Annotated in this window: 22 protein-coding genes; 16 read left to right on the top strand and 6 right to left on the bottom strand. The window is 61.7% G+C overall.

Going from position 1 to position 25,717, the window contains the following annotated elements; genetic code table 11:
- The first annotated feature begins 171 nt into the window (after window positions 1–171).
- The 7 genes from GR198_RS17185 (at window position 172) to lpdA (ending at window position 8,335) form a co-directional block, all read left to right on the top strand.
- Window positions 172–3,156, top strand: coding sequence for a 2-oxoglutarate dehydrogenase E1 component (locus GR198_RS17185; RefSeq protein WP_029870975.1), 2,985 nt, complete (start codon window positions 172–174; stop codon window positions 3,154–3,156).
- 15 nt (window positions 3,157–3,171) lie between these two features.
- Window positions 3,172–3,480 (top strand): YciI family protein, encoded by a 309-nt coding sequence (locus GR198_RS17190; RefSeq protein WP_011653809.1) that lies wholly within the window; start codon window positions 3,172–3,174, stop codon window positions 3,478–3,480.
- A 39-nt stretch (window positions 3,481–3,519) separates the two neighbouring features.
- Window positions 3,520–4,797 (top strand): 2-oxoglutarate dehydrogenase complex dihydrolipoyllysine-residue succinyltransferase, encoded by a 1,278-nt coding sequence (gene odhB, locus GR198_RS17195; protein WP_029870977.1) that lies wholly within the window; start codon window positions 3,520–3,522, stop codon window positions 4,795–4,797.
- Window positions 4,798–4,810: 13 nt separating this feature from the next.
- Window positions 4,811–5,554, top strand: coding sequence for a DUF4241 domain-containing protein (locus tag GR198_RS17200; RefSeq protein ID WP_029870978.1), 744 nt, complete (start codon window positions 4,811–4,813; stop codon window positions 5,552–5,554).
- Window positions 5,551–6,081 carry a hypothetical protein gene (locus tag GR198_RS17205; protein ID WP_029870979.1) on the top strand — a complete coding sequence of 177 codons (531 nt, stop codon included), beginning with the start codon at window positions 5,551–5,553 and terminating at the stop codon, window positions 6,079–6,081. Before GR198_RS17200 ends, GR198_RS17205 begins: the two co-directional genes overlap by 4 nt.
- Window positions 6,078–6,830, top strand: coding sequence for an SDR family oxidoreductase (locus GR198_RS17210; RefSeq protein WP_164069305.1), 753 nt, complete (start codon window positions 6,078–6,080; stop codon window positions 6,828–6,830). The genes GR198_RS17205 and GR198_RS17210 overlap by 4 nt, the downstream gene beginning before the upstream one ends.
- Window positions 6,831–6,928: 98 nt before the next feature.
- Complete coding sequence (gene lpdA / locus GR198_RS17215) at window positions 6,929–8,335, top strand: dihydrolipoyl dehydrogenase (protein ID WP_029870981.1); 1,407 nt, start codon at window positions 6,929–6,931, stop codon at window positions 8,333–8,335.
- Window positions 8,336–8,464: 129 nt separating this feature from the next.
- Here lpdA and GR198_RS17220 read toward each other — a convergent pair whose 3' ends face one another.
- Together GR198_RS17220 and GR198_RS17225 are read right to left on the bottom strand one after the other, a co-directional pair.
- Window positions 8,465–9,541: a TraB/GumN family protein gene (locus GR198_RS17220; protein WP_029870982.1), complete on the bottom strand. Its 1,077-nt coding sequence runs from the start codon at window positions 9,539–9,541 to the stop codon at window positions 8,465–8,467.
- Between the two features lie 191 nt (window positions 9,542–9,732).
- The gene (locus GR198_RS17225; RefSeq protein WP_029870984.1) at window positions 9,733–10,668 is read right to left on the bottom strand and encodes a tyrosine recombinase XerC; all 936 of its coding nucleotides are present in this window, start codon (window positions 10,666–10,668) and stop codon (window positions 9,733–9,735) included.
- 139 nt (window positions 10,669–10,807) lie between these two features.
- Here GR198_RS17225 and GR198_RS17230 point away from each other — a divergent pair, with 139 nt between their 5' ends.
- The gene (locus GR198_RS17230; RefSeq protein WP_029870985.1) at window positions 10,808–11,758 is read left to right on the top strand and encodes a GNAT family N-acetyltransferase; all 951 of its coding nucleotides are present in this window, start codon (window positions 10,808–10,810) and stop codon (window positions 11,756–11,758) included.
- Between the two features lie 14 nt (window positions 11,759–11,772).
- A complete protein-coding gene (locus tag GR198_RS17235) occupies window positions 11,773–12,270 on the top strand; it encodes a GNAT family N-acetyltransferase (RefSeq protein WP_029870986.1) in 498 nt (165 codons plus the stop codon).
- Here the strand turns inward: GR198_RS17235 and GR198_RS17240 are convergent.
- From GR198_RS17240 to GR198_RS17250, 3 genes are read right to left on the bottom strand one after another with little or no spacing between them, the layout of a single operon-like run.
- A complete protein-coding gene (locus tag GR198_RS17240; protein ID WP_164025498.1) occupies window positions 12,251–13,183 on the bottom strand; it encodes a dihydrodipicolinate synthase family protein in 933 nt (310 codons plus the stop codon). The genes GR198_RS17235 and GR198_RS17240 overlap by 20 nt on opposite strands.
- A 14-nt stretch (window positions 13,184–13,197) precedes the next feature.
- Complete coding sequence (locus tag GR198_RS17245; RefSeq protein WP_029870988.1) at window positions 13,198–14,070, bottom strand: amidohydrolase family protein; 873 nt, start codon at window positions 14,068–14,070, stop codon at window positions 13,198–13,200.
- On the bottom strand, window positions 14,067–15,779 hold the full coding sequence (locus GR198_RS17250; protein WP_164069306.1) for an IlvD/Edd family dehydratase: 1,713 nt from the start codon (window positions 15,777–15,779) through the stop codon (window positions 14,067–14,069). The genes GR198_RS17245 and GR198_RS17250 overlap by 4 nt, the downstream gene beginning before the upstream one ends.
- Before the next feature lie 237 nt (window positions 15,780–16,016).
- Here GR198_RS17250 and GR198_RS17255 point away from each other — a divergent pair, with 237 nt between their 5' ends.
- On the top strand, window positions 16,017–17,042 hold the full coding sequence (locus GR198_RS17255; protein ID WP_164025503.1) for a Gfo/Idh/MocA family protein: 1,026 nt from the start codon (window positions 16,017–16,019) through the stop codon (window positions 17,040–17,042).
- 121 nt (window positions 17,043–17,163) lie between these two features.
- Window positions 17,164–17,835, top strand: coding sequence for a GntR family transcriptional regulator (locus GR198_RS17260; RefSeq protein ID WP_017962371.1), 672 nt, complete (start codon window positions 17,164–17,166; stop codon window positions 17,833–17,835).
- Window positions 17,836–17,891: 56 nt separating this feature from the next.
- Here the strand turns inward: GR198_RS17260 and GR198_RS17265 are convergent, their stop codons facing one another.
- Entirely contained in the window at window positions 17,892–19,520 is a 1,629-nt protein-coding gene (locus GR198_RS17265) for a GH39 family glycosyl hydrolase (RefSeq protein WP_164069307.1), read from the bottom strand.
- A 352-nt stretch (window positions 19,521–19,872) separates the two neighbouring features.
- Here GR198_RS17265 and GR198_RS17270 point away from each other — a divergent pair, with 352 nt between their 5' ends.
- The 5 genes from GR198_RS17270 to GR198_RS17290 all read left to right on the top strand — a co-directional run bounded on the left by GR198_RS17270 (window position 19,873) and on the right by GR198_RS17290 (window position 25,636).
- The gene (locus GR198_RS17270) at window positions 19,873–21,774 is read left to right on the top strand and encodes an ABC transporter substrate-binding protein (RefSeq protein ID WP_164069308.1); all 1,902 of its coding nucleotides are present in this window, start codon (window positions 19,873–19,875) and stop codon (window positions 21,772–21,774) included.
- A gap of 67 nt (window positions 21,775–21,841) precedes the next feature.
- Window positions 21,842–22,846 (top strand): ABC transporter permease, encoded by a 1,005-nt coding sequence (locus GR198_RS17275; RefSeq protein ID WP_029870994.1) that lies wholly within the window; start codon window positions 21,842–21,844, stop codon window positions 22,844–22,846.
- A gap of 6 nt (window positions 22,847–22,852) precedes the next feature.
- Window positions 22,853–23,710 carry an ABC transporter permease gene (locus GR198_RS17280; protein WP_077977821.1) on the top strand — a complete coding sequence of 286 codons (858 nt, stop codon included), beginning with the start codon at window positions 22,853–22,855 and terminating at the stop codon, window positions 23,708–23,710.
- A 4-nt stretch (window positions 23,711–23,714) separates the two neighbouring features.
- Window positions 23,715–24,749 carry an ABC transporter ATP-binding protein gene (locus GR198_RS17285; RefSeq protein WP_131663225.1) on the top strand — a complete coding sequence of 345 codons (1,035 nt, stop codon included), beginning with the start codon at window positions 23,715–23,717 and terminating at the stop codon, window positions 24,747–24,749.
- A complete protein-coding gene (locus tag GR198_RS17290) occupies window positions 24,746–25,636 on the top strand; it encodes an ABC transporter ATP-binding protein (protein WP_164069309.1) in 891 nt (296 codons plus the stop codon). The genes GR198_RS17285 and GR198_RS17290 overlap by 4 nt, the downstream gene beginning before the upstream one ends.
- Window positions 25,637–25,717 lie beyond the last annotated feature (81 nt).

Below are 25,717 nucleotides of genomic sequence, written 5' to 3' on the forward strand. Positions count from 1 at the left end.
CCACCTATATAGACCGGGCGGAGGAACGGCATCTGCGTCTTCCGCCCGGCCTCGACAAAACCAGACCAGCAGATGCGCCGCGGACAGGCGGCAATCGGAATGCGGCAGCCGGCCATCAAGCCGGCAAATTCATCAAAGTCAGGAGGCGGACGGAAGCGTCCGCATATCACCATGGCACGGCAAGAAGCCAACGAGCAGTTTCAGATCACCTCGTTTCTGGATGGCGCCAACGCTGCCTATATCGAGCAGCTCTACGCGCGGTACGAAGAAGATCCGGCATCGGTCGACGATCAGTGGCGGTCCTTCTTCAAGGCGCTGGAGGAGGATCCCAGCGATGTGAAAAGGGCAGCCAAGGGCGCTTCCTGGCGCAAGAAGAACTGGCCGCTTCAGGCAAGCGGCGATCTGGTATCGGCTCTCGACGGCGACTGGGGCATCGTCGAGAAGGTCATCGAGACCAAGGTGAAGGCCAAGGCCGAAGCTCAGGGCAAGCCAGCCGACGGCATCGACGTGCTGCAGGCGACGCGCGATTCCGTGCGCGCCATCATGATGATCCGCGCCTACCGCATGCGCGGCCACCTGCATGCCAAGCTCGACCCGCTCGGCATCGCTGCTGCCGTTGAGGACTACCACGAGCTGTCGCCGGAGAATTACGGCTTCACGGCCGCCGATTACGACCGCAAGATCTTCATCGACAACGTGCTCGGCCTCGAATACGCGACCATCCCCGAGATGATCGAGATCCTTGAGCGCACCTATTGCTCGACGCTCGGCGTCGAATTCATGCACATCTCCAATCCCGAAGAGAAGGCCTGGATTCAGGCGCGCATCGAAGGGCCGGACAAGGGTGTGGCCTTCACGCCGGAAGGCAAGAAGGCAATCCTCGCCAAGCTCGCCGAAGCCGAAGGCTACGAGCAGTTCCTCGACGTCAAGTTCAAGGGCACCAAGCGCTTCGGCCTCGACGGCGGCGAATCGCTGATCCCGGCGCTGGAGCAGATCCTCAAGCGTGGCAGCCAGCTCGGCCTCAAGGAGGCCCTGTTCGGCATGGCCCATCGCGGCCGCCTGAACGTGCTCTCCCAGGTCATGGGCAAGCCGCACCGCGCAATCTTCCACGAGTTCAAGGGCGGCTCGGCCGCTCCCGACGAGGTCGAGGGCTCGGGCGACGTCAAGTACCATCTCGGCGCCTCCTCCGACCGCGAATTCGACGGCAACAAGATCCACGTTTCGCTGACGGCGAACCCGTCGCATCTCGAAATCGTCGATCCGGTCGTCATGGGCAAGGCCCGCGCCAAGCAGGATATGACCGCCACCGTCTGGGACGGCGACATCATCCCGCTTTCCGAACGCGCCAAGGTGCTGCCGTTGCTGATCCACGGCGACGCGGCCTTTGCCGGCCAGGGTGTCATTGCCGAAATCCTCGGCCTTTCCGGTCTGCGCGGCCACCGCGTCGCCGGCACCATGCATGTGATCATCAACAACCAGATCGGTTTCACGACGAACCCGGCCTTCTCGCGTTCGTCGCCTTATCCGTCCGACGTCGCCAAGATGATCGAGGCGCCGATCTTCCACGTCAACGGCGACGATCCGGAAGCGGTGGTCTATGGGGCGAAGATCGCCACCGAATTCCGCATGAAGTTCCACAAGCCTGTTGTGCTCGACCTGTTCTGCTACCGCCGCTACGGCCACAATGAAGGCGACGAACCGTCCTTCACGCAGCCGAAGATGTACAAGGTGATCCGCGGCCACAAGACCGTGCTGCAGCTCTACGCAGCCCGTCTCGTCGCCGAGGGCCTGCTTACCGACGGTGAAGTCGAGAAGATGAAGGCCGATTGGCGCGCGCATCTCGAGCAGGAGTTCGAGGCTGGCCAGCACTACAAGCCGAACAAGGCCGACTGGCTGGACGGCGAGTGGTCGGGCCTGCGCACGGCCGACAATGCCGACGAGCAGCGCCGCGGCAAGACCGCGGTGCCGATGAAGACGCTGAAGGAGATCGGCCGCAAGCTCTCTGAGATCCCGGCGGGCTTCAACGCGCACCGCACGATCCAGCGCTTCATGGAAAACCGCGCCAACATGATCACCACCGGCGAGGGTATCGACTGGGCTATGGCCGAAGCGCTCTCCTTCGGTGCGCTCTGCGTCGAAGGCAGCAAGATCCGCCTCTCCGGCCAGGATTGTGAACGCGGCACCTTCTCGCAGCGCCACTCGGTTCTCTACGATCAGGAAACCGAAGAGCGTTACATTCCGCTCGCCAGTCTTTCGCCGACGCAGGGGCGCTACGAAGTCATCAATTCGATGCTTTCGGAAGAGGCCGTGCTCGGTTTCGAATATGGCTATTCGCTCGCTCGCCCGAATGCGCTGACGCTGTGGGAAGCCCAGTTCGGCGATTTCGCCAACGGCGCGCAGGTGGTCTTCGACCAGTTCATCTCGTCGGGCGAACGCAAGTGGCTGCGCATGTCGGGCCTCGTCTGCCTGCTGCCGCACGGCTATGAAGGTCAGGGTCCGGAACACTCCTCGGCCCGCCTCGAGCGTTTCCTGCAGCTTTGCGCGGAAGACAACATGCAGGTCGCCAACGTCACGACGCCGGCGAACTACTTCCACATCCTGCGCCGGCAGCTGAAGCGCGACTTCCGCAAGCCGCTGATCCTGATGACGCCGAAGTCGCTGCTGCGCCACAAGCGGGCGGTCTCGACGCTTGCCGAAATGGCCGGCGAATCCGCCTTCCATCGCCTGCTCTGGGACGATGCCGAAGTGATCAAGGACGGCCCGATCAAGCTGCAGAAGGACAACAAGATCCGCCGCGTCGTCATGTGCTCCGGCAAGGTCTATTACGATCTTCTCGAAGAGCGTGAAAAGCGCGGCATCGACGACATCTATCTTCTGCGCGTCGAGCAGCTCTATCCGTTCCCGGCAAAGGCGCTGATCAACGAGCTGTCGCGCTTCCGCAATGCCGAGATGGTCTGGTGCCAGGAAGAGCCGAAGAACATGGGCGCATGGTCGTTCATCGACCCCTTCCTCGAATGGGTGCTCGCCCATATCGACGCGAAGTACCAGCGCGTCCGCTATACCGGCCGTCCGGCTGCCGCCTCACCGGCGACGGGCCTGATGTCCAAGCATCTGTCGCAGCTCGCCGCATTCCTCGAGGATGCATTGGGCGGTTAAAACAAGGGGGGCGCAATGGCTTATTTCTTTCTGAGACTGCAGCCGCCGCGCCCCACTTTCCCGCATGACGGGACCGGGGAGGAAATGGCGGCGATGAAACGCCATGCCGAATACTGGCATCGGAACGCTCTTGCGGGATCGGCGATCATCGTCGGCCCCGTCTTCGAGGGTGAAGGCGCCTGGGGCATGGCGATCGTCGAGGTCGAGGATCAGGCGGCGGCGCAGGTTCTTGCCGACGGCGATCCGATCATCGCTTCCGGTTTCGGTTTCCGCTTCGATATCCTGCCGATGCCCTCGATCATCTCGCGGCCGCCCGCCGTCTGAAACGCATAAACGAAAACACACGAAATCAGGATCTCAACAATGGCCACAGAAATCCGCGTTCCAACTCTCGGTGAATCCGTCAGCGAGGCAACCGTCGGCACCTGGTTCAAGAAGGTCGGCGATGCCATCAAGGCCGACGAGCCGATTCTCGAGCTTGAAACCGACAAGGTGACCATCGAAGTCCCAGCACCCGCCTCCGGCACGCTTTCGGAAATCGTCGTTGCTGCCGGCGAAACAGTCGGCCTCGGCGCGCTTCTCGGCCAGATCGCCGAAGGTGCCGCCGCTGCTGCCGCGCCGGCTGCTGCTGCACCGGCCGCCGCGCCTGCTGCTCCGGCTGCCGCCCAACCGGCCGCTGTTGCTCCGGCCCAGCCGGCAGTTGCCGCCGCCGCTGCGTCGTCCTCGAGCGCCTCCGTCTCCACCATGCCGCCGGCGCCTGCGGCTTCGAAGATGCTTGCCGAAAACAATCTTTCCGCCGATCAGGTCGACGGTAGCGGCAAGCGCGGCCAGGTGCTGAAGGGCGACGTCATCGCCGCCGTCGCCAAGGGCATTTCCGCTCCGGCGGCCGCACCTGCGGCGACGCCTGCCGCGGCGCGCGGCCCGTCGACGGTCGAGGATGCCTCGCGCGAAGAGCGCGTGAAGATGACGCGCCTGCGTCAGACGATCGCCAAGCGCCTCAAGGATGCGCAGAACACCGCCGCCATGCTGACCACCTACAATGAGGTGGACATGAAGGCGGTCATGGACCTGCGCAACAAGTACAAGGACATTTTCGAGAAGAAGCACGGCGTCAAGCTCGGCTTCATGGGCTTCTTCACCAAGGCGGTGACGCATGCGCTGAAGGAACTGCCGGCCGTCAACGCCGAAATCGACGGCACCGACGTCATCTACAAGAACTACTGCCATGTCGGCATGGCCGTCGGCACGGACAAAGGTCTCGTCGTTCCCGTCATCCGCGACGCCGACCAGATGTCGATCGCCGAAATCGAAAAGGAGCTCGGCCGTCTTGCCAAGGCAGCCCGTGATGGCTCGCTCTCCATGGCCGACATGCAGGGCGGCACCTTCACCATCACCAATGGCGGCGTTTATGGTTCGCTGATGTCTTCGCCGATCCTCAACGCGCCGCAGTCCGGCATTCTCGGCATGCACAAGATCCAGGAGCGGCCGGTTGCGATCGGCGGTCAGGTGGTCATCCGTCCGATGATGTATCTGGCGCTGTCCTACGATCACCGCATGGTCGACGGCAAGGAAGCGGTCACCTTCCTCGTGCGCGTCAAGGAAAGCCTGGAAGATCCGGAACGTCTGGTTCTCGATCTCTAAGGGAGCGCTTTCGATGCGGAACCGGATCATGCGAGCGGCGCGCCTTCTTCTTTGCGCTGCCGCCGCGCATATTCCGGTCTCCGCATCGGCTGCCGGCTGGGATATCAGCAAGGCAAGCAGCAATTTTGAGCTGGTGGCACTCAGCGATGCCGAACTCTCCGGCCGGTCGATCGGCGCGATCCATATGGGCAATGTCGAACTGACCTCAGGGCGCATCGTTGCCGCCGATCCGCTCGCCCAGCCCGACCGTCCGGCACTGGCAAGAACGGTTGCGCCTGGCGAGTATCCGGTGACGCTCTACCAGGCCTTCGGGCGCATCGCCGCTGCCAGCATGCGGTTTGCCGAGGGCAAGCCGGATCGTTGGGAGCTTGCGGTCCTGCCAGGGCAGGACCCGGCGACGCTGAAGGACGGCGAGATCTTCGGCTACCCCGTCGATGCCGGCCTCGGCTGCTACATGGATGCCGATACGCTTGATTTGATCGGAGAGCGCGAGGCGCAGGTGCAGAAAGCGGGCTCCGACGTCAACTATTACGACGACGTGCTGGCGTCGGATCTCGACGCCAACAAGGGCATCTATGCGCTGCACCGGCCGGTCGCCGGCAAGAAGGGCAATGTCGCGGTGTTCTGGAGCGGCTGGGGCGACGGTTTCTATCCGGTTTTCTGGGGGCTTGACAGGGATGGCCGTGCGCTGGTGCTGCTGACGGATTTCAGCGTTGTCGAGAACGCCGACGGGCGGAGGGAGCCGAAGCTGCAATGAGCGGAAGGACCGGGATCACGACGAGACGGACAGGCGTGGCTGCAATCGCAGCTGCCGCGTTTTTCGCCGTTCCGGCGTCCACCTTCGGTGCCGCATGCAAGCAGGAGCAGGCCGTCTATGTCGATCGCGATGGTGCCTATGAATTGCGCTTTGCACCGCTGAATTCTCCATCGGCGGCCGCCAGCAACCAGTTCAAGGTCAGCGCGCTGAAGACACCTGTCGTGATGGAAGGTTATGTCATGCCGTCGGAAGATCCGGTGCGCGCCATCGGCATCCTGATGTTCAACTGCCCCGAGGGTGATGCGACCGGCGCCGATCTCAATGCCTGCACGGTCTGGCAGGGCGCCGTCTATGGCATGGATGCCGAGGGCGAGATGGACAATCTGCAACCCGAAGGCGCTGAAGCGGCTGAAAAGCTCGTGCTTCCCGGCCTTGGTCCCGCCATCCGCGAATCCAGCGCCTGGGGCGAGGGCAAGGCCGTGGTGGCACCGTGGGACGTGCTGACATTCAAGGAGTGTGCGACATGAGCGATGCACCAGTGGTTCTCATTACCGGCGGAAGCCGAGGTATCGGCGCTGCGGCTTCACGGCTCGCCGCGCGCCAGGGCTGGCGTGTCGCGGTGAACTACGCCGCCAACCGTCAAGCCGCGGATGCCGTCGTGGCTGCGATTATCGAGGATGGCGGCGAGGCTGTGGCGATCCAGGGCGATGTCGGCAAGGCTGCGGATATTGTCTCGATGTTCACGGCAGTCGATCGGCATTTCGGCCGGCTCGACGGGCTCGTCAACAATGCCGGCATCGTCGATTATCCTCAGCGCGTCGACGAGATGTCGGTAGAGCGCATCGAGCGCATGCTGCGCGTCAATGTGACCGGGTCGATACTCTGCGCGGCAGAGGCCATACGCCGTATGTCAAGCCGGCATGGCGGGAATGGCGGGGTGATCGTCAACATCTCGTCGATGGCGGCGGTCCTCGGTTCGGCGACGCAGTATGTCGATTATGCCGCCTCGAAGGCGGCGATCGACACATTCACCGTCGGGCTGGCGCGCGAGGTCGCAGCCGAGGGTATCCGCGTGAATGCGATAAGGCCCGGCGTCATCGAAACCGACCTTCATGCCTCCGGCGGCCTGCCGGATCGGCCGCGGGAACTGGCGCCGTCGATCCCGATGCAGCGCGCCGGCACGCCCGAGGAGGTGGCGGATGCGATCCTCTATCTTCTGTCACCTTCGGCTTCCTATGTAACCGGCGCGATCCTCAATGTGAGCGGCGGTCGCTAGAACGACAGGGCGAAAAACAGCCTGCAATATATTCTCAAATTCCTCGGCCTGATCTCGCGCGCGGCCGATTAAACGAAAAATCCAAAGGGAAAGAAGCAATGTCCTACGATGTGATCATTATCGGAACCGGCCCCGGTGGCTATGTCTGCGCCGTCAAGGCGGCCCAGCTTGGCCTTAAGGTCGCCGTCATCGAAAAGCGGGCAACCTATGGCGGCACCTGCCTGAACGTCGGCTGCATTCCGTCGAAGGCGCTGCTGCATGCCTCCGAAATGTTCCATCAGGCCGGCCACGGGATGAGCGCGCTCGGTATCGACGTTCCGGCGCCGACGCTCAATCTCGGTAATATGATGGCCCACAAGGATGCGACGGTGAAGTCGAATGTCGACGGCGTCGCCTTCCTCTTCAAGAAGAACAAGATCGATGCCTTCCAGGGCACCGGCAAGATCGTCTCGGCCGGCAAGGTCTCCGTCACCGCCGATGACGGCAAGGTGCAGGAGATCGAGGGCAAGAACATCGTCATCGCCACCGGCTCCGACGTCGCCGGCATTCCCGGCGTGCAGGTCGAAATCGACGAAAAGACCATCATCTCGTCCACCGGCGGCATCGCGCTGGAGAAGGTGCCGGAAACGCTGATCGTCGTCGGCGGCGGCGTCATCGGGCTCGAGCTCGGTTCCGTCTGGTCGCGCCTCGGCGCCAAAGTCACCGTCGTCGAATATCTCGACACCATCCTTGGCGGCATGGACGGCGAAGTCTCCAAGCAATTCCAGCGCATGCTCGCCAAGCAGGGTATCGATTTCAATCTCAGCGCCAAGGTCACCGGCGTCGAAAAGTCCGACAAGGGCGCCAAGGTCACCTTCGAGCCGGTCAAGGGCGGCGACAAGGTGACACTCGACGCCGAGGTCGTGCTGATCGCCACCGGCCGCAAGCCCTATACGGCGGGTCTCGGCCTCGAAGAGGCCGGTGTTACGCTCGACAATCGCGGCCGTGTCGAGATCGACGGCCACTACAAGACCAATGTCGACGGCATCTATGCGATCGGCGATGTGGTCAAGGGGCCGATGCTGGCGCACAAGGCGGAAGACGAAGGTGTGGCGCTTGCCGAAATCCTCGCCGGACAGCATGGCCATGTGAACTACGAGGTCATTCCGAGCGTCGTCTACACCCAGCCGGAAATCGCTTCCGTCGGCAAGACCGAGGAAGAGCTGAAGGCGGCAGGCGTCGCCTACAAGGTCGGTAAGTTCCCCTTCACGGCGAACGGCCGGGCACGTGCGATGCTGGCGACCGACGGCTTCGTCAAGATCCTTGCCGACAAGGAAACCGACCGGGTGCTCGGCGGCCATATCGTCGGCTTCGGCGCCGGCGAGATGATCCACGAGATCGCCGTGCTGATGGAGTTCGGCGGTTCGTCGGAAGATCTCGGCCGTACCTGCCACGCGCATCCGACCATGTCGGAAGCGGTGAAAGAGGCTGCGCTCGCAACCTTCTTCAAGCCGATCCATATGTGATCTTACCTATTCGTAACAACGCATGCAGCCGCTTGCCGTGAGGCAGGCGGCTGTTTTATTGGGTGCGTATCGGCGCTGTCGGAAAGCAGCGTGCTCAGTCGAATGACGACCAGCTGACCGCCGGCGGCCTCAGTTCACCGCCGTCACCGTGAAGCCCTGCTGGCGCAGCAGTTCGATGACACCGTCCTTGCCGGGCAGATGCAGGGCACCGACGGCCATGAAGACGTTGCCGCTGTCGAGGATGGGCGCTGCGCGCTCGGCCATCACCTTGTTGCGGTCAAGGATGACGCGCTGCTCGAAGGCGGCATAATCGCTGTTTTCGCCTTCCTCCTCCGGTGTCACGGTTTTCAGCATCGGCATGGTCATGCCGATGTCGCCGGAGAGGTAGAGGTCGGTCATCGTCTCGACGACGTCGCTCATCTTGTCGCCGAGTTCCAGCGTCTGGATCAGCGATTTCAGATGGAATTCTATCGGCAGATCGGCCATGGCCTGGATCTGCTCGGCAAGGGTTTCCAGCCCCTTGACCTGCTTGCCTTCGGCAATGGCATCGGTGGCGATCTTCTGGTCGAGGAACTGCGCGCCTTTTGCCTTGCGGGCGATTTCGCAGGCCGGCAGGGCGACGGCGCTGGAAATCATCCAGGGCCGCATCCGGGAAACGGCGCTGATCGGGATACCGCGCTGCTTGAGGCCGGTTTCGAGACGCTTGTAGTCCTCGGGGGAAAGCAGCTTGTCGATCGTCGTGCCGTCGGTGAACATCGTCAGTTCCGGCTTTGCGAGCAGGGCGGCGGTCGCCTTCCGCTCATCGAGGATCTCGTCGGATTCGATGATGATCGTGTCGGCGGCGTCGTGGGCTGCCTGGGCGCGCGGCGGCAGGGCCAGCACGCGCGGATCGGTGACATGCATGCTGCCGAGCAGCCACGAGGGTACAAGCCCCGGCTTCTCGATCTTCCAGAAGATGCCCTTGCCGTTCGGCGTGGCGTCGGCTTCCTTCAGCGCCTCTGCGTAGCGGGCAGGGTCGTTCTGCTGCAGCTCGACCATCAGATTGCGGCCGGTGCATGCGACGTCTTCGGCCGCTGCCGGCCTTGCCGTCAGGAAGGCGGCAAACAGGGCGGTAAGAAGCAGAATGTGAAAGGCTGCGATCAGCCAGAGCAACAGATTGGCCGGCACTGCGAGGTAAGACGTCCGGCGGCCGATTGATGTCGTCATGATGGGTGTTCCGATCACATGCTCTATAGGCTTCATGCTCTACGCCCGGCTTGCGCATATTCCTTTAAGAGAATGCCTTAACGAGAGCTTAAAGCGCCTCACATTCAATCGCATCCATGCGATGCGCTTTAAGCCTATCGTTTATGCATGTCATTGCCCCAAAACCGCTGCGCACTTTTGGGCGACATCCATTACGCTCGCGGATGCGCCCGATCATACACCTCGAGCAGCCGCGATGCATCGACGCCGGTATAGACCTGCGTTGTGGAAAGGCTGGCATGGCCGAGCAATTCCTGGATGGTGCGCAGATCACCGCCGCCGGCAAGCAGGTGGGTGGCGAAGGAGTGGCGCAGTGCATGCGGTGTCGCCGTCTCCGGCAGGCCGAAGGCGCTGCGCATCTTCTGCATGGTGCGCTGGATGATCGCCGCCTGCAGCTTGCCGCCGCGGGCGCCGCGAAACAGCGGTTCTCCACTTTCCAGATGGTATGGGCAGAGCGCTCGGTATTTCTCGACGGCATCGAAGACCACAGACAGCAGCGGCACCAGCCGCGTCTTGTTGCCCTTGCCGGTGATGCGGAGAGTCGTTGCGCCCTTCTGCAGGTCGGCGGGAGTAAGATCCAGCGCTTCGGAGATGCGCAGGCCGCAGCCGTAGAGCAGCGTCATGACAGCCGCGTCGCGCGCCGCAATCCAGGGTTCGTCATGGAGCTGGGCCTCATCGCTGACGACCGTGATCGCCTGGGTGTCCGACAACGGCTTGGGCAGCGATTTCGGCTGTTTCGGCGAGCGCACCGCGGCAGCACCGGCGGCATTGACCAGGCCCTTCTTTTCGAGATGGCGCAGCAGCGAGCGAAGACCGGCGAGATTGCGACCGAGCGATCGGGCGCCGGACCCCTGCTTGCGCCGGGCCGCCAGGAAGGCGCGGAAATCGGCGGGGCGCAACTCCCTGATATCGCGGAGCGTCGCCGGGCCGGCAAGATGGCCGGTCAGAAAGGTCAGAAACTGGCGGGTATCGCGCTCGTAGGCGTCGAGCGTGTGCTCGGAAAGACGGCGCTCGTGGCTGAGGTTTTCGAGCCACGCGGCCCGTTCCGCCATCAGGCGCTGATCGGCGATAACAAGCAGTTCGTTCACGTTGCGGGCCTTGATTTTGCCTTCAAGTCCGCCAATTTGGAGCAGGAACAGTTATGGAATTGATAATGCCGGCCAAGTCTTTGTCATCCTTCGATCATATTCAACTGCGATAGCTTATACCCCATAGACAGGATCTTTCATGGCACGGCGCGATTCCATGACGGCTTTCGGACAGCTCGCGGAAGCGATCGCTCTCATTTCACACGGAAAGCCCGGTCATATCGTCGATACGCTGATTGCCGAACGCGGCCAGAGGATCGTGAAAAATCCGCTCTGGCCGGTCATGCGGCCGTTCCTCTATACGCTGCTGCGCTACAACAAGGCGCTCGAATTCGCCAATGCGGTCGCCAAAATGCCGGGCTTCCAGTCGTTCGAATATCTGAGCGACGTGCTGAAACTCGACATCGGCATCACCAATGGCGAACGCATTCCCGATACCGGCGGCTTCATCCTCGTCAGCAACCATCCGACCGGCATCGCCGACGGCGTTGCCGTGTTCGATCTTTTGAAAACGCGACGGCCGGACATGATGTTCTTTGCCAATCGCGATGCCATCCGCGTCAACCCGCGCTTTGCCGAGATGATCATTCCCGTCGAATGGCGGGAGGAGCACAAGAGCAAGCTGAAAGCGCGCGAAACGCTGCAACTGACCAACCATGCGGTGAAGGAAGGCAAGGCGACAGTGCTCTTTCCCTCAGGCCGCATCGCCTATTGGGCGAACGGCCGGCTGAATGAACGTCCGTGGAAGACCTCGGCCGTCGGGCTGGCGCGCAAATACAATCTGCCGATCCTTCCCGTCCATATGACGGCACGCAATTCCGGCCTGTTCTACTGGCTGGCGAAATGGTCGACGGAGCTTCGCGACATGACCGTGTTCCACGAACTGCTGAACAAACGCGGCGACCGCTTCGATTTCGTCATCGGCAATCTTATTCCGGCCGAACAGCTGGACGGCGACCTCAACGAGGTGACGAAGGCGCTGGAGAAACATACGGTGTATGACATGGCAGTCGATGGTGACGCGAGTTTCGTGCCGGTTGGCCTGCCGGTTGCGGCGACGCGCCGCGAGATTCCGGTTCCTGCAATCTAACCACCGGCATCGCCATGACGATCGATATCCGCCGGATCCGCGATCGATTGCCGCAGGAGATCGCAGATCTTGAAAGCGAGGCCCGGCGGGAGGGCCATCGCCATGTCGCCCGCCTTATCGATGAATGGTCGATCGGCGACAACAGGTTCGATCGTGACGGCGAAAGGCTGCTTGGTGCCTATGTCGATGGGGAGCTCGCCGGCATCGGCGGCATGACTGTCGAAACGGCCATGTCAGGGGCGCTGCGGATGCGGCGTTTCTACATTCGTCCCGCAATGCGCGGGCGCGGCATCGGCCGGATGCTTGCCCTGGCTCTGCTTGACCATGCGCGTTCCTTCTGCATCGTCGTCACCGTTCATGCGGGAAACGATGGTGCGGCGAGGTTCTGGGAGTCGCTCGGGTTTCAGCCTGACGGACGAGATGGACATACCCATCTGTTCGCACTGCAGCACCATAGCGATGATCCGGCGGCTTCGAATTTGCACCGGTGTGTTACGCCCCGATCTCCTTGAGGCGGATGGCTTGGCGCGCCAGCAAGCGCTCGACATCGGCAATATCGAGCGCGGAGAGCTTGGCGCCCGGCTTGCGCAGGGTGGCGGACTTGATCACACCGCGCTTGGCAAGCACATATTTGCGCGAGGCAAGACCGATCCCCTGCTGCTGTTCGTAGCGGGCGAGCGGCAGATAGGCATCGAAGATCGCATGGGCGCGATCGGGATTTCCGGCCGCATAGGCCTCGACGACGCCAACCATCATCTCGGGATAACAAAAGCCGGTCATAGCGCCATCGGCGCCGCGGCCCATCTCTTCGGGCAGGAAAAGCCCGCCATTGCCGCAGAGGATGGAGATGCGCCGCATGGTGCCCTTGTCGCTGGCGGCGCGAAGCGCGGTAATTTTCGAAAGGCCCGGCCAATCCTCATGCTTGAGCATGACGCAGTTCGGCACCTCGTTGACGATGCGCTCGATGACCTTGGGCGCGATCGTCACATTGGTGGTGAGCGGATAATCCTGCAGCACGAAGGGCGTATTGCCCAAGGCTTCGCCAACCGACTGGTAGAAGGCGAAGGCCTGGTCGTCGGTCTTGACGGTCCAGGGCGGGGCGACCATGACACCGGCAGCGCCTTGATCCATGACGGCTTCGGCAAGTTCGCTCATCGGCGCAAGCCCAGGCGCCGACACGCCGACGACGACGGGGAGGCGCCCGTCGAGGCGCTTCAGCACCCGCTCGACCACGATTCGCGATTCTTCCGCCGTCAGCTTCGGCGCCTCGCCGAGCTGACCAAGCACGGTCAGGCCGGTAACGCCGGCGCCCTCGTAGAAATCGACCATGCTGTCTATGCTGGCGAGATCGAGCGCGCCGTCATCGGTGAAGGGGGTTACGGCGATCACATAGACGCCCTTGGCATCTTCAGTCAGTCTGGCCATTGGTGCTCTCCAATTCAGCGGCCGAAGAACAGCGCTTCGGCATTTCGAACAAAAATCTTTTCAGCAACCGCGGGGTCGTCGATGGCGGCCTGCATGGTCTCTACCAGCTCAGTGTCATCGGGCATGCCGTCCCACAATTCGGTGTGCGGCCAATCGCTGCCCCAGAGCAGCCTTTCCGCATGGCTGGTGGCAAGGGCGCGGCCGACCTCGGCAAAACCGTCGTAATTCACGTCCTTCGTCAGACGATAGGGCGCGGTTACTTTGACGTAGGCCTCGGCTCTGTCCATCAGTCTTTTCAGCGCATCGACATGCAATGATCTCGTCTCTCTGGCAAGCGGAATGAAGCCGAGATGGTCGAGGACGATGGGCAGGCGGATGCCGGACAGCGTTGCCGCAATATCGGAAAGTTGTTCAGGATTGATCTGCAATTGCAGCGACCAGCCGAGAGGGGCAATGCTTTCCGCCAGTGTCCTGGCGGCGGCGAGCGGGAGGCCGCCCTTGTTGCGCGTATTGATCCGCACGCCGCGTACGCCGAGCCGGTCGAGCCGCTCCATCTCGGTCTCTGCGGTTTCGGGATTGATGACGACGATGCCGCGCAGACGATCTGGATAGGCGGCCAGCGCCTCGAGCAGCACCCTGTTGTCGAGGCCATAGACGCTTGGCTGCACCAATACGCCCCTGGCGATGCCGAGGCTGCCGGAGAATTCGATCCAGTCGGCAATCGTCGCGATGTCAGGCGTGTAGCTGCGTGGGGTGTTGAGCGGAGCGCCGGCGCGAAAGACGTGGAAATGCGTATCGACCGTGCCTTGCGGCAGTGCCGCCCGCGGCAGCCGGGTCAGCGGCCGGCGGGGCAGGCAAAGCGGTGCCTCCATATCAGCGGCGCTCATCGCGCGTCGAGCTCCTCGCTTTGCAGGAAGTCGAAATCGGCGCCTTCGTCAGCCTGGAGCACGCGCTCCTGGTAGAGCTTGGCATAGCCGCGCGACGGGGCAGGGGAAGGCCGGTTGACGACTTCAAGCATTCGGCGATCGAATTCCGCCTGGTCGATATCGAGATCGATGCGCCGGCCCTCGACGTCGAGGCGAATGCGATCGCCGGTGCGTACGATCGCCAGAGGGCCGCCATCGGCCGCCTCGGGCGCGATATGGAGGATGATCGTGCCGAAGGCCGTGCCGCTCATGCGAGCATCGGAAATCCGCACCATGTCCTTCACGCCCTGCCGCGCCAGCTTGCGGGGGATGGGTAGGTAGCCGGCTTCCGGCATGCCGGGCGCACCCTTTGGTCCGGCATTGCGCAGAACCAAAACGTCATCGGCATGGACGTCGAGATCGTCGCTGTCGATGCGCAGCGTCATATCCTCGACCGAATCGAAGACCACGGCGCGTCCGATATGCTGGAGCAGTTCCTTGGAGGCAGCCGATTGTTTGATGACGGCGCCGCGCGGCGCAAGATTGCCGTACAGGACGGCGATCGTTCCGATCGGCTTCAACGGTTTCTCGACGGTGCGGATGATGGTCTGGCCCGGTTCGTCGATGACATCGTCGATGATTTCGCCGATCGTTCTGCCGTAGACCGTCGGGGCGCTGCCGTCGATTTCATGGCGCACCGCCTTCAGCAGAGCCGGGACGCCGCCCGCCTCGTGGAACTGCTCCATATAATGCTGGCCGGAGGGCTGCAGGTCGACGAGCAGGGGAATGCTTCGGCCCAGCCGGTCGAGTTCGGCCATGTCGAGGCGCAGGCCGAGGCGGCCGGTGATTGCGGCAAGATGGACGACGGCATTGGTCGAGCCGCCCATCGCCTGCAGCGCAACGAGACCGTTGCGGATTGCCTGCGGCGTCAGGATATCGCGCACGATTGGGGAAGCCTCATCCATGGCGAGACGCGCGGCGACACGGCCCGTCTCCTCGGCAAGGCGGACCCGTTCGGATTCGACGGCGGGCGCCGAACCGGCGCGAGGGAGGCAGAGACCCATGACTTCGGTGAGGTTCGCCATGGTGCTCGCTGTGCCCATCACCGTGCAGGTGCCGATCGAGCTGGCCAGCTTGTTGTTGACCTCGGCGATCTCGGCCTCGTCGATCTCTCCGGCGCGGAAGCGTCCCCAGAAGCGGCGGCAATCCGTACAGGCGCCAAGCCGTTCGCCCTTGTGGTGGCCGACGGCCATCGGCCCGGTCGGCAGGAAGATCGCCGGTATCTCGCTGCTGGCGGCCGCCATGATCTGGGCCGGCAGGGTCTTGTCGCAGCCGCCGATCAGGACGACGGCATCCATCGGCTGGGCGCGGATCATCTCTTCCGTTTCCATCGCCATCAGATTGCGCAGATACATCGAGGTCGGCGAGGCAAAGCTCTCGTGGATCGAGATCGTCGGAAACACCATGGGCATCGCACCCGCCAGCATCACGCCGCGTTTGGTTGCCTCGATGAGTTGCGGCACATTGCCGTGACAGGGATTGAAATCACTGTAGGTATTGGCGATGCCGACGATCGGACGGTCGAGCGCATCGTCCGAATAGCCCATGGCCTTGATGAATGCTTTGCGCAGGAAAAGGGAGAATCCCTGATCGCCATAACTCGTCAGCTTGCGGCGAAGACCGTTCGACAAACCTGTTCCTCCCTCGCCAAATTGCCCGGCCGTGCTGTCAGCGTAGAGGGATACGGAGGATTGTCAATAAATAAGATGGTGTCACTGTATCGTATTTTTGGATTTCTTCGGCGATCACCATAAAATACAATGGGAATCTCCGCAATTAGTGCTTTCGTTCGACAGTCGACCGATTGGCTTTTGCGAAGAAGTAGGATAGATTATTGATAAAATGGAATTGGATACAGAGGAAGCGCGATGATGGGAACGGGACGACGGCGTATCGGCATTATCGGTGCCGGCTGGGTCAGTGCCTACCATCTGCCTGCATGGATGCGGCAATCGGAAAGAGCTGAGGTCGTGGCGATTGCCGACCCGTCGCCGAGCGCCATCGAAGCCCGGCTTGCCGACTTCGATATCGCGCGCAGCTATGCGAGCGTTCAGGCGATGCTGGATGCCGAGCAGCTCGATGCCGTTGATATCTGCGCGCCGCGGGAGTTCCATGTCGAACTGGTCCGGCTGGCGGCGGCAAAGGGCCTCGACATCATCTGCCAGAAGCCGCTCGCACCCTCCTACGGCGAGGCGGTCGATCTGCTGGCAAGCCTTTCCGGCAGGGGCAGGCTGATGATCCACGAGAACTGGCGGTTCCGCGCATATTATCGGCGGCTGAAGGCGTGGCTCGACGAGGGGCTTGCCGGCGAGATCCGGCAGGTGCAGTTCGAATTCCTGTCCAGCGGCATGATCGCGGATGCGGAGGGAAAGAGGCCGGCGCTGGTGCGCCAGCCGTTCTTCCGGACGCAGCAGCGATTGCTGGTCATGGAGGTCATGATCCATCATCTCGATACGCTGAGATATCTTCTGGGCGAGATGGAGGTGGTCAGTGCCCGGCTTGAGAGGAGCAATCGCGATATTGTCGCGGAGGATGTCGCAAGCGTCGTCCTGCGCCGGACGAGCGATGGCGTTCTCGTCACCGTCAATGCCAATCTCGCCGTGCATGGCGCGCCGCCGGCGCCGCGCGATCACCTACGCATCTTCGGGGCGTGCGGCACGCTCGAACTCAACGGCAATCTGCTCTCGGCTGAGGGTGCGCAGCAGCGCCGGGAAAGCTTCGATCCTGACGAGACCTACCAGGGCGCCTATGACGCGACCATTGCGCATTTCCTCGACAGCCTCGATGGAAAGGTCGCGATGGAGACATCGCCGGGCGATAACATCAAAACGCTTGCTCTCGTCGAGGATATCTATCGCCTGAGCCGGTTCGACCCGGAACGCAATCCACTGTAACATGGCCCGCCGTTAGAGCGCCGCGCGTCCGACAGGACGCTCTACCACATTAAATTGGCGCATAATCCTTTTCCGAAAATCGACTTCGATTTTCGGGGTTATGCTTCAGAGGAGATGACATTTGCAGACGCTCAACGAAAGCCGCGAAGACGGCATCGAGCATGATGATTTAAGTATTGCCCGCGCGCTGGAGGAAGACATCATTTTCGGGCGGCTTGCGCCCGGAACCCGTCTGACCGAAGACACGCTTCTTGCCCGCTTTCACGTCACGCGCCATTTCGCCCGGCAGGCGATCGTGCAGCTCGAGACCATGGGCATCGTGGTTCGGGAGCGCAACAAGGGGGCGACGGTCCGTTCGCTGACGGCTCGCCAGGTCCAGGAAATCTACGACGTTCGGGAATTGCTGCAACGGCAGGCAGCATTGTGGATAAAACTGCCGGCGCCCGAGGCATTGATCGAGGAACTGCTGGCGCTGCACGAGGAGCATGGCCGCCATATCGAATCCGGCTATCTGAGGGGTGTGCACGAGGCCAACGACAAATTCCATCTGACGCTCTTCGGCGCCTGCGGCAATGCCCATCTGGTGCAATCGATCGAGCTCTATATGCGGCTCAGCCTGCCGGTGCGCGCCAATTCGATGTCGAGCAAGGAGTCGCTGCGCATCTCGCATGAGCACCACCGGCTGATGATCGAGATGCTGCGCGGTGGGGATAACTGGGTTCTCGCCCAGCTCTGCGTCGACCATCTGCAGCCGAGCAAGAAACGTTATCTCGCCTATGTCAGCGAGAATTGACCCGGTCGTTTGAAAGGGAGCGCAAACTTTCGATTGCGCTCCCTTCGCCTACCGGCTCACCAATCGAGGCGCAGGAGAGACACGCCCTGACGCGGTAGGGAGATCTTGAGGGCGATCTTGCCGTCGTCGATCTTGACCGACGCCTGACCGTCGATCTCGGCGAGCTTTCCCGAGGCTTCCAGCCTGGCATAGTCTTCACCGGCCGGATTCTGCGGCTTGCCCATCGCTTTCCAGACGCCGAAGGCGTTGGAATGCTCCTCGTCCATCCTGAAATGCTTGAGCGAGGCGGACTTGTCGCCCCAGCCGTCGAGATTGACCGTGATGTCTGCGGACGGCCCGGCTTCATCATCGTCGTGGTAGTGCCAGACGAGAATGGAAACGCCCTTGTCGTCGCGGGTTGCCACGACATTGACATCGGGCTTGCCGCGAACGCCGTGGCTCATGATATCTTCGATATCACGGCGATAATCGCTTTCCGATTCCAGCCATTCGCCGCCGAGTTTGCCGAGCATGCGGAAGCCGTTGAGGACAGCCTTGTCGACGCCGTTGGTGGCAAGATCGCGGAAGCCGTCGAAATAGGGCTGGTCGTCGAAGAGGAAGGCCCAGGTGACGGCGCCTTCGATATGGATGTTGGCGCGTCTTGCAAGCTCATAGGTGCGGATCATGCTTTCGACGACATAGACGCCGTAGAGCGGGCCGTTGCGATAGCCGTTCTGCGGATGGACGCGTGCAGAGCAGGCAGCACAGCCTTCCGGATCGGATTCACCGATCACCACGGGCAGGTGGCGGAGTTCCGGAAATTCATTGATGATGGCAAGGTTCGTCTCGATGTCGCGGAGCTGCTTGTGCAGGCCCATCCGCACGTGACCCTCGTAGATCACGGGATTGCCCTTGGCGTGGAAGGCGAGGAAATCGATCGGCGACTTGTTGTCGACCACGTGCTTGAGGAAGGCGCGCAGAAAGGTCTGGGCTTTTTCGTTGGCAAAGGCGCCGCAGGTGTGCGGCCCGCCGACGCGGGCCTTCGGAAGCGCGAGCTTCAAGGCCTTGGCGCTGACGTCATACATCTCGCAAAATTGCGGGATGGTGCCGGTCCAATAGTGGCCGTCCGGCTCGTTCCACACTTCCCATGGCCAGCTTGAAACGACGTCCTCACCGTATCGTTCGGCCAGATGGCGCGCCCATGCTTCGATCAGGTCGCCCCACTTCTTCAGGTCCGTCGGCGGGGCCGTCCAGCCGGTGGTGATCGTTGCGTATTTGTCGGCCGGCTCCCATTGGTGGCGATAAGGGCCGTCGAAGTCGGAGAGCGCTTCGGGCGTGAAACCGATCTGAATCAGCGGAATGTTGCCAGCTTCGACATAGGTGTCGAAGATCTTGTCGATGATCGTCCAGTCGTAGACCGGATTGCCGTTCGCATCCTCGGTATAGGCATTGGTCGAACCCCATTTGAGGGCAGGCAGGCCATCGCCGCTGGTCAGAAGATTGTGCGCGCGGATGCGGGGCGGCTCGGGGCTGAGCTCGGTGAGTTCCTTGAGCAACTTCCTGCCATGCGGGGAGTAAGTGTAGTTCGGCTCGTCATAACCGAACCAATTCCACAAGGGTTCGTATTTGCCAGTTGGCCGGTTGGCGTGAACGGAGATTGTCACGTCATAAGGGCTGCTCATCGTGGTGTCCTCTTGAACGGTCACGCTGGAGCCTCCTCCCGAAAGCCAGCCGACCTGTTTTGTGATGAAGTACGGCCTCTTGGGAGGGCGCCGCGCTCGCCGCAAAAGCTAAGCGAAATGCATACTTTGTCAATAATATAAAAAATGGACTCGTTGCGGTGCGGCAAAAAAGCCTGAAAATGCGCTATTTTTTACGACTGACAAAATTATCAGTTGCCGTTTCTCAAAAAATTGTCGATAACTATGGCGTGAGTTCGCCCGCCGCCGAGGAGTGCATGTGTCCCTGCGGCACGTGCAGGCAGGGGTTCGCTGGACGCTATCGTCAATTGATTACGGGAAGCGCTCGCCGTGGCGAGTTGAGGAGGAGGAACATCCGATGAAGTTCCGTAAATATGCAGCCATTGCCTTATTGTCGCTCATGGCCCTTCCGGCATTTGCGCAGGATTTCATTGCCGGCATACCGCGCAACGAAACGCTGATCATCCAGGGCACGCCGCAGCAGAATGCCGATTGGTTCAACGTCTGGGCTCCGGGCGGCGGGGCGGCGGCAAACCTCAACGGCCTGCAGCAGCTGACCACCGATACGCTGTGGTTCATCAATCCCGAGGGCGGCAAGGATGCCTGGCAGAATGCACTGGCCAGCGAACCGCCGAGCTACAACGCCGATTTCACCGAGATGACGGTGAAATTGCGCAAGGGCATCTTCTGGAGCGACGGCATCGAATTCACCAGCGACGACGTGGTCTATACCGTGCAGACTCAGATCGATCATCCCGGCATGGCCTGGAGCGCGCCGTTCACCGTCAATGTCGCGAGCATCGAAAATCCGGATCCGCAGACGGTCGTCTTCCATCTGAAGAAGCCGAACTCGCGCTTCCATACGCTTTTCACGGTGCGCTGGAATGCCGCCTGGATCATGCCGAAGCACGTCTTCGAGAAGGCCGCAGATCCGCTGTCTTTCAACAACAATCCGCCGGTTTCGCTCGGGCCCTACCAGCTGCAAAGCTATGACAAGGGCGGCAACTGGACGATCTGGAAGCTGCGTGACGACTGGCAGCGCACGTCGATCGGCCTGGCTGCGGCACAGCCGCCCGAGGTCAAATACGTCGTCTATCGTGCGGCCGGTAATCCGGAAGCTCGCGTCATCGAACAGCGCAACCACAATCTCGACGTCATCAACGACATGGCGCCCGAGGGCATGTTCTCGATCATGCGTGACAGCAAGACCACAGCCTCCTGGCTGAAGGGCTTCCCGTTTGCGCATCCGGACCCGACGCTGCCTTCCGTTCTCTTCAATACGAAGAAGGCGCCCTTCGACAATAAGGACGTGCGCTGGGCTCTCGCCCTGCTGATCGATATCCGTGAAGTGGCGCTCGGCTCCTACCGCGGCGCGGCGAATATCGCCGCCCTTGCCACGCCGCCGACGGGTTCTGCCCCAGACGATTATTACGCACCGATGCAGGACTGGCTGACGAATTTCGAGCTCGACACCGGATCCCGCAAGATCAAGCCCTACGATCCGAACATCTCGGCACAGATCGCCAATATGGTGCGCGGCCAATGGGCCGATCAGATCCCGACCGATCCGGCCAAGCTGCAGCGGACATTCGGCTTCGGCTGGTGGAAGAAGGACGTTGAGGCTGCGACCGAGCTGCTGCAGAAGGCAGGCTTCAAGAAAAGCGGCCGCCAGTGGGTGAAGCCTGACGGGACGCCCTTTACGATCCGCCTGCAGGTGGAAGGCGATGCCATCCCGACGCTTGCCCGCGCCGGCACGGTGATCGCCCAGCAATGGTCGCAAGCCGGCATCGCCACCAAGGTCGATGTCGCCGGCCCGACCAATGGCCAGCGCCTCAGCACCGGCGATTTCGAGACGGCGATCTACTGGAGCATCGAGACCTGGGGCGGTCATCCTGACCTCTCCTTCTTCCTCGACAGCTATCATTCGGAGTTCATCAAGCCGGTCGGGCAGATCCAGCCGCCGCGCAATCTGCAGCGCTGGCAGGATCCGCGTCTCGACCAGTTGATCGAGCGCAATCGGTCGATCGCCTTCGATTCGCCCGATGTCGCCAAGCTCGGCCAGGACTTCCTGAAGCTTGCCGTCGAGGAAATGCCGATGATCCCGCTGATGGCCTACAACAAGTTCGCACCGCTCGATACGACCTACTGGACCAACTATCCGAGCGCTGACAATCCCTATTCGGCCTCGGGTCCGAACTGGTCGAACATTCGCTACATGGTGGTCGGGCTGAAGGCCAATCCGGATGCGCCGAAGCCTTGATCGAGGCACAACAAAGGAAACAGCCGGCTGCCGGCTGTTTCCGTTCTGCTATTGAAGGGTCGATGTCATGAACGGCTTTCTGATCTATGCGGCAAAACGCTTTCTGCAATTTCTCTTCGTGGTCTTCACCGGCATCACGCTGGCCTTCCTGATCGCGCATTTTTCGCCGGTCGATCCGATCGAGCAGACCGTATCGCTATTGACGAGCTTCGGCTCCACCGATCCGCAGGCCGTCGAAATCCTTCGCGAATCTCTGCGCGAGCTCTACGGAACCGGCGGACCGCTGCTCGACCAGTATTTCACCTTCTGGGGCCGCGTCCTGACCGGTGATTTCGGCCCGTCTCTCTCCTCTTTCCCGACCCCCGTCATGACCGTCATCGGCCGTGCACTGCCCTGGACGGTCGGGCTTCTGACGCTCGCAACGATCATTTCCTGGATCATCGGCAATTTTCTCGGCGCGCTTGCCGGCTATTTCCGTAGCAGTAAGCTGCTGAAGGTCGCCGGCATCGTCATCATGGCGCTGCAGCCGATCCCGACCTACATCATCGGTCTCAGCCTGGTGATCCTCTTTGGTTTCATTTGGCCGATCCTGCCGATCAGCGACGGCGCGCAGGTCAATCTGGCGCCGGCCTTCAACTGGGCCTTCATCAGCTCGGTGATCGAACACGGCATCCTGCCAGCCCTGACCCTCGTGCTCGTCGGCATCGGCGGCTGGTTCATCTCGATGCGCTCGCTGGTTTCCAACATCGTCACCGACGACCACGTCGTCTATGCCGAACTTGGCGGCGTGCGCTCGCGCAGCATCTTTTCGCAATATGTGGCGCGCAACGCCATGCTGCCGCAGGTCACCGGCCTGGCACTCAGTCTCGGAAACGTCTTCGGCGGCGCCGTCATCGTCGAGTTCGTCTTCAATTATCCAGGGATCGGCAAGCTTCTGATCTCCGGCATCTATTCCGGCGATTACAGCCTCGTGCTCGGTGTCACCACTATCGCCATCATCGCGGTTGCTGCAGCGGTCTTCGTGATCGACATCATCTATCCGCTGATCGATCCACGCGTGAAACTGGGGTAATCCGTGATGTTCAAAGTCCTCAGAGACCTGCTGCGCTACAACAAGGAGTTCCTGCTCGGAACCATCCTGATCGCTATCATCCTGGCGCTGATCGTGGCGTCGTTCTTCTCGCCCTATGACGAGAATGCCATCTATGTCGTCGCGCCCGACATGCCGCCTTCGGCCGAATTCTGGCTCGGCACCACTTCGCGCGGCCAGGAGGTTTTCTGGCAGATCGCCGCCTCGATGCGCAATACGCTGTTCTTCGGCATCATCGTCGCCTTCGTCAGCCGTATCATCGCCATCGCCGTCGGGCTGATCTCCGGCTATATCGGCGGGCGAACCGACCAGATCATCATGGCGGTCAACGATACGCTCGGCGCCCTGCCGAACATTCCGATCCTGCTGCTTCTGGTCTTCGTGCTCCGCGACCAGATGACGTGGTTCATGCTGGCGATCACCGCAGCGCTGCTCGGATGGACGCATGACAGCCGTCTGATCCGTTCCGTCGCCCTGTCTCTCCGTCAGCGGGAATTCACCCGGCACGCGGTCTTTTCGGGCATGCGCACACCGCAGATCCTCATCCGCGAACACCTGCCCTATGTCATGCCAATCGTCTTCTTCACGACGATGAACAATATGATCTGGGCGATCGGTCTCGAGGTGACGCTCTCGGTGCTTGGATTTTCCGACATCAACCGGCCGACGATCGGCGGCATGATCTACTGGGCCAATGCGCATTCCGCGATGGTATCGGGCATATGGTGGTGGGTCGCCTTTCCGATGCTCTTCGTCGTCATCCTGTTCCTTGGTCTGTTCATGCTCGCCATGTCGGTGAACGAATATATCGACCCGCGCTCGCGGCTCGCCCGCATGGGAGCTTGAGGAGATGCAGAACCTGATGAGGACGCAGCCTTTGACCCTTGCCGAGAACGCCACGGACGCACTGACGATCGACGGGCTGAAATGCTATTACGTCAATGACTATTTCGGCGTGCGGCGGGAAATCCGCGCAGTCGACGATATCAGCCTGACCATCCGCAGGAACGAGATCTACGGGATTGCCGGCGAATCCTCGAGCGGCAAGACATCGCTGATCAAGACGCTGGCCGGCGCCATCCGCCCGCCGATGCGCGTCGTCGGCGGAACGGTGAAATTCAATTTTGCCGACGGGCCGATCGATGTCTACGGCGAGCCGGCGAAGATGAAGGCGGCACGCTGGCGTCACCTTTCCTACATCATGCAGGGTTCGATGAACGTGCTGAACCCGGTCAGAAGGGTCAAACACGCCTTCACCGATTTCGCCTCCCGCCATATGAACCTCGATCCCGCCGCCTTCCGGGCGCGCGTCGAGGCGCATCTTGCCAGACTGCATCTCGATCCGCATGTGCTCGAGGCCTTTCCGCATCAGCTTTCGGGCGGCATGCGCCAGCGTCTGACGATTGCTCTGGCCACTGTCTGCGAGCCGGAATTCATCATCGCCGACGAGCCGACGACGGCGCTCGACGTGCTCGTGCAGCAGGACGTTCTGGCGCTGATCAAGGAAGTGCAGGCCCGCCTGCAGTCCTCGGTCATCTTCGTGACCCACGACATGTCGGTGCATGCCGCCATCACCGACCGGCTGGCCATCATGTATGCGGGACGGCTGGCGGAGGAGGGGCCGACGCAGGCAATCTTCGACAATCCCCAGCATCCCTACACCGTCCACCTGATCGGCAGCCTGCCGCGCATCGGTGATGTCTCGACGCGAAAGAGCCTCAGGGGCAAGCCGCCGGCACTTTCGGATCCGCCTTCGGGATGCCGTTTCCATCCGCGCTGTCCGATCGCGATCGACAAATGCGCACGTGAAGTGCCGGCCATGCTGCCGAGCGCGACGGGAGGGCGGGTCGCATGCTTCCGAGCTGGGGAGTACCAGATCCAATGAGCAGCCACTTCCTTCTCGAACTCGACCATGTGACCAAGCTCTTTCCGATCGGCGGTTTCTTCTCGCGCGAGAAGATGAAGGCGGTCGACGATGTCAGCTTTGCCCTCAGCGCAGACAAGCCCGAGATATTCACGATCGTCGGCGAATCGGGCTCCGGAAAATCGACGCTGGCGAAGATGATCCTCGGCAGCGAAAAGGCCGATCGGGGCAGCATTCATTTCGACGGTACGGATGTGAAGGCGGTGCGTTCCCGCAGGGATCGCGAGGCTTTCATGGCCAAGGTCCAGCCGGTCTTTCAAAATCCGTTCGAAGCTTTCAATCCGCTGACGCGGATTGACGAGTATCTGTTGGCCACCGCCCATCGCTTCAAGGGAGCAAAGAGCCGCGCCGAGAAAGAGGCGCTTGCCGACGTTGCCCTCCAACGTGTCGGCCTGTCGATGGCGGAGATAAAAGGCCGCTTCTCGCACGAGCTTTCAGGCGGCCAATTGCAGCGCATCGCCGTCGCCCGTGCGCTGATACCCGAGCCGAAGCTGATCGTGGCGGACGAGCCGGTCTCGATGGTCGACGCATCGCTTCGAATGTCGATCGTCAATCTCTTCCGCGATCTGCGCGATGCGCTTAACGTCTCGATCGTCTACATTACCCATGACCTTGCGACCGCCTATTACATTTCCGACCGCGTGGTGATCATGCGCAAGGGCGTGGTGGTGGAGAGCGGCGATGCCAGGGACGTGCTGGAACATCCGAAACACGCCTATTCGATCGCGTTGAAGAACGCCGTTCTGCCGCCCAACCCGCGCGAGGCGTCGGCGATCCTGCGCTTGCGGCAACGCAATGCCGAGACAAGTGAAGCCACTTCCGGCAGTGGCGATCGTCTTGCCAGGTGAAGCGCAATTTCTGAGCTTCACTGTTTAAATCGTCGCGACGACCCGGAACGCGTCGCTCCGTCTTTGCGGTTCCAATTCCAT

This window comes from Rhizobium leguminosarum (genome assembly GCF_010668065.1).
GTDB lineage: Bacteria > Pseudomonadota > Alphaproteobacteria > Rhizobiales > Rhizobiaceae > Rhizobium > Rhizobium leguminosarum_S.

What these genes read in the sequence shown, in the direction of transcription:
- GR198_RS17185 (WP_029870975.1), top strand. Translation starts at nt 172, where the DNA reads ATGGCACGGCAAGAAGCCAACGAGCAGTTTCAGATCACCTCGTTTCTG.
- GR198_RS17190 (WP_011653809.1), top strand. Translation starts at nt 3,172, where the DNA reads ATGGCTTATTTCTTTCTGAGACTGCAGCCGCCGCGCCCCACTTTCCCG.
- odhB (WP_029870977.1), top strand. Translation starts at nt 3,520, where the DNA reads ATGGCCACAGAAATCCGCGTTCCAACTCTCGGTGAATCCGTCAGCGAG.
- GR198_RS17200 (WP_029870978.1), top strand. Translation starts at nt 4,811, where the DNA reads ATGCGGAACCGGATCATGCGAGCGGCGCGCCTTCTTCTTTGCGCTGCC.
- GR198_RS17205 (WP_029870979.1), top strand. Translation starts at nt 5,551, where the DNA reads ATGAGCGGAAGGACCGGGATCACGACGAGACGGACAGGCGTGGCTGCA.
- GR198_RS17210 (WP_164069305.1), top strand. Translation starts at nt 6,078, where the DNA reads ATGAGCGATGCACCAGTGGTTCTCATTACCGGCGGAAGCCGAGGTATC.
- lpdA (WP_029870981.1), top strand. Translation starts at nt 6,929, where the DNA reads ATGTCCTACGATGTGATCATTATCGGAACCGGCCCCGGTGGCTATGTC.
- GR198_RS17220 (WP_029870982.1), bottom strand. Translation starts at nt 9,541, where the DNA reads ATGACGACATCAATCGGCCGCCGGACGTCTTACCTCGCAGTGCCGGCC.
- GR198_RS17230 (WP_029870985.1), top strand. Translation starts at nt 10,808, where the DNA reads ATGGCACGGCGCGATTCCATGACGGCTTTCGGACAGCTCGCGGAAGCG.
- GR198_RS17235 (WP_029870986.1), top strand. Translation starts at nt 11,773, where the DNA reads ATGACGATCGATATCCGCCGGATCCGCGATCGATTGCCGCAGGAGATC.
- GR198_RS17240 (WP_164025498.1), bottom strand. Translation starts at nt 13,183, where the DNA reads ATGGCCAGACTGACTGAAGATGCCAAGGGCGTCTATGTGATCGCCGTA.
- GR198_RS17245 (WP_029870988.1), bottom strand. Translation starts at nt 14,070, where the DNA reads ATGAGCGCCGCTGATATGGAGGCACCGCTTTGCCTGCCCCGCCGGCCG.
- GR198_RS17255 (WP_164025503.1), top strand. Translation starts at nt 16,017, where the DNA reads ATGATGGGAACGGGACGACGGCGTATCGGCATTATCGGTGCCGGCTGG.
- GR198_RS17270 (WP_164069308.1), top strand. Translation starts at nt 19,873, where the DNA reads ATGAAGTTCCGTAAATATGCAGCCATTGCCTTATTGTCGCTCATGGCC.
- GR198_RS17275 (WP_029870994.1), top strand. Translation starts at nt 21,842, where the DNA reads ATGAACGGCTTTCTGATCTATGCGGCAAAACGCTTTCTGCAATTTCTC.
- GR198_RS17280 (WP_077977821.1), top strand. Translation starts at nt 22,853, where the DNA reads ATGTTCAAAGTCCTCAGAGACCTGCTGCGCTACAACAAGGAGTTCCTG.
- GR198_RS17285 (WP_131663225.1), top strand. Translation starts at nt 23,715, where the DNA reads ATGCAGAACCTGATGAGGACGCAGCCTTTGACCCTTGCCGAGAACGCC.
- GR198_RS17290 (WP_164069309.1), top strand. Translation starts at nt 24,746, where the DNA reads ATGAGCAGCCACTTCCTTCTCGAACTCGACCATGTGACCAAGCTCTTT.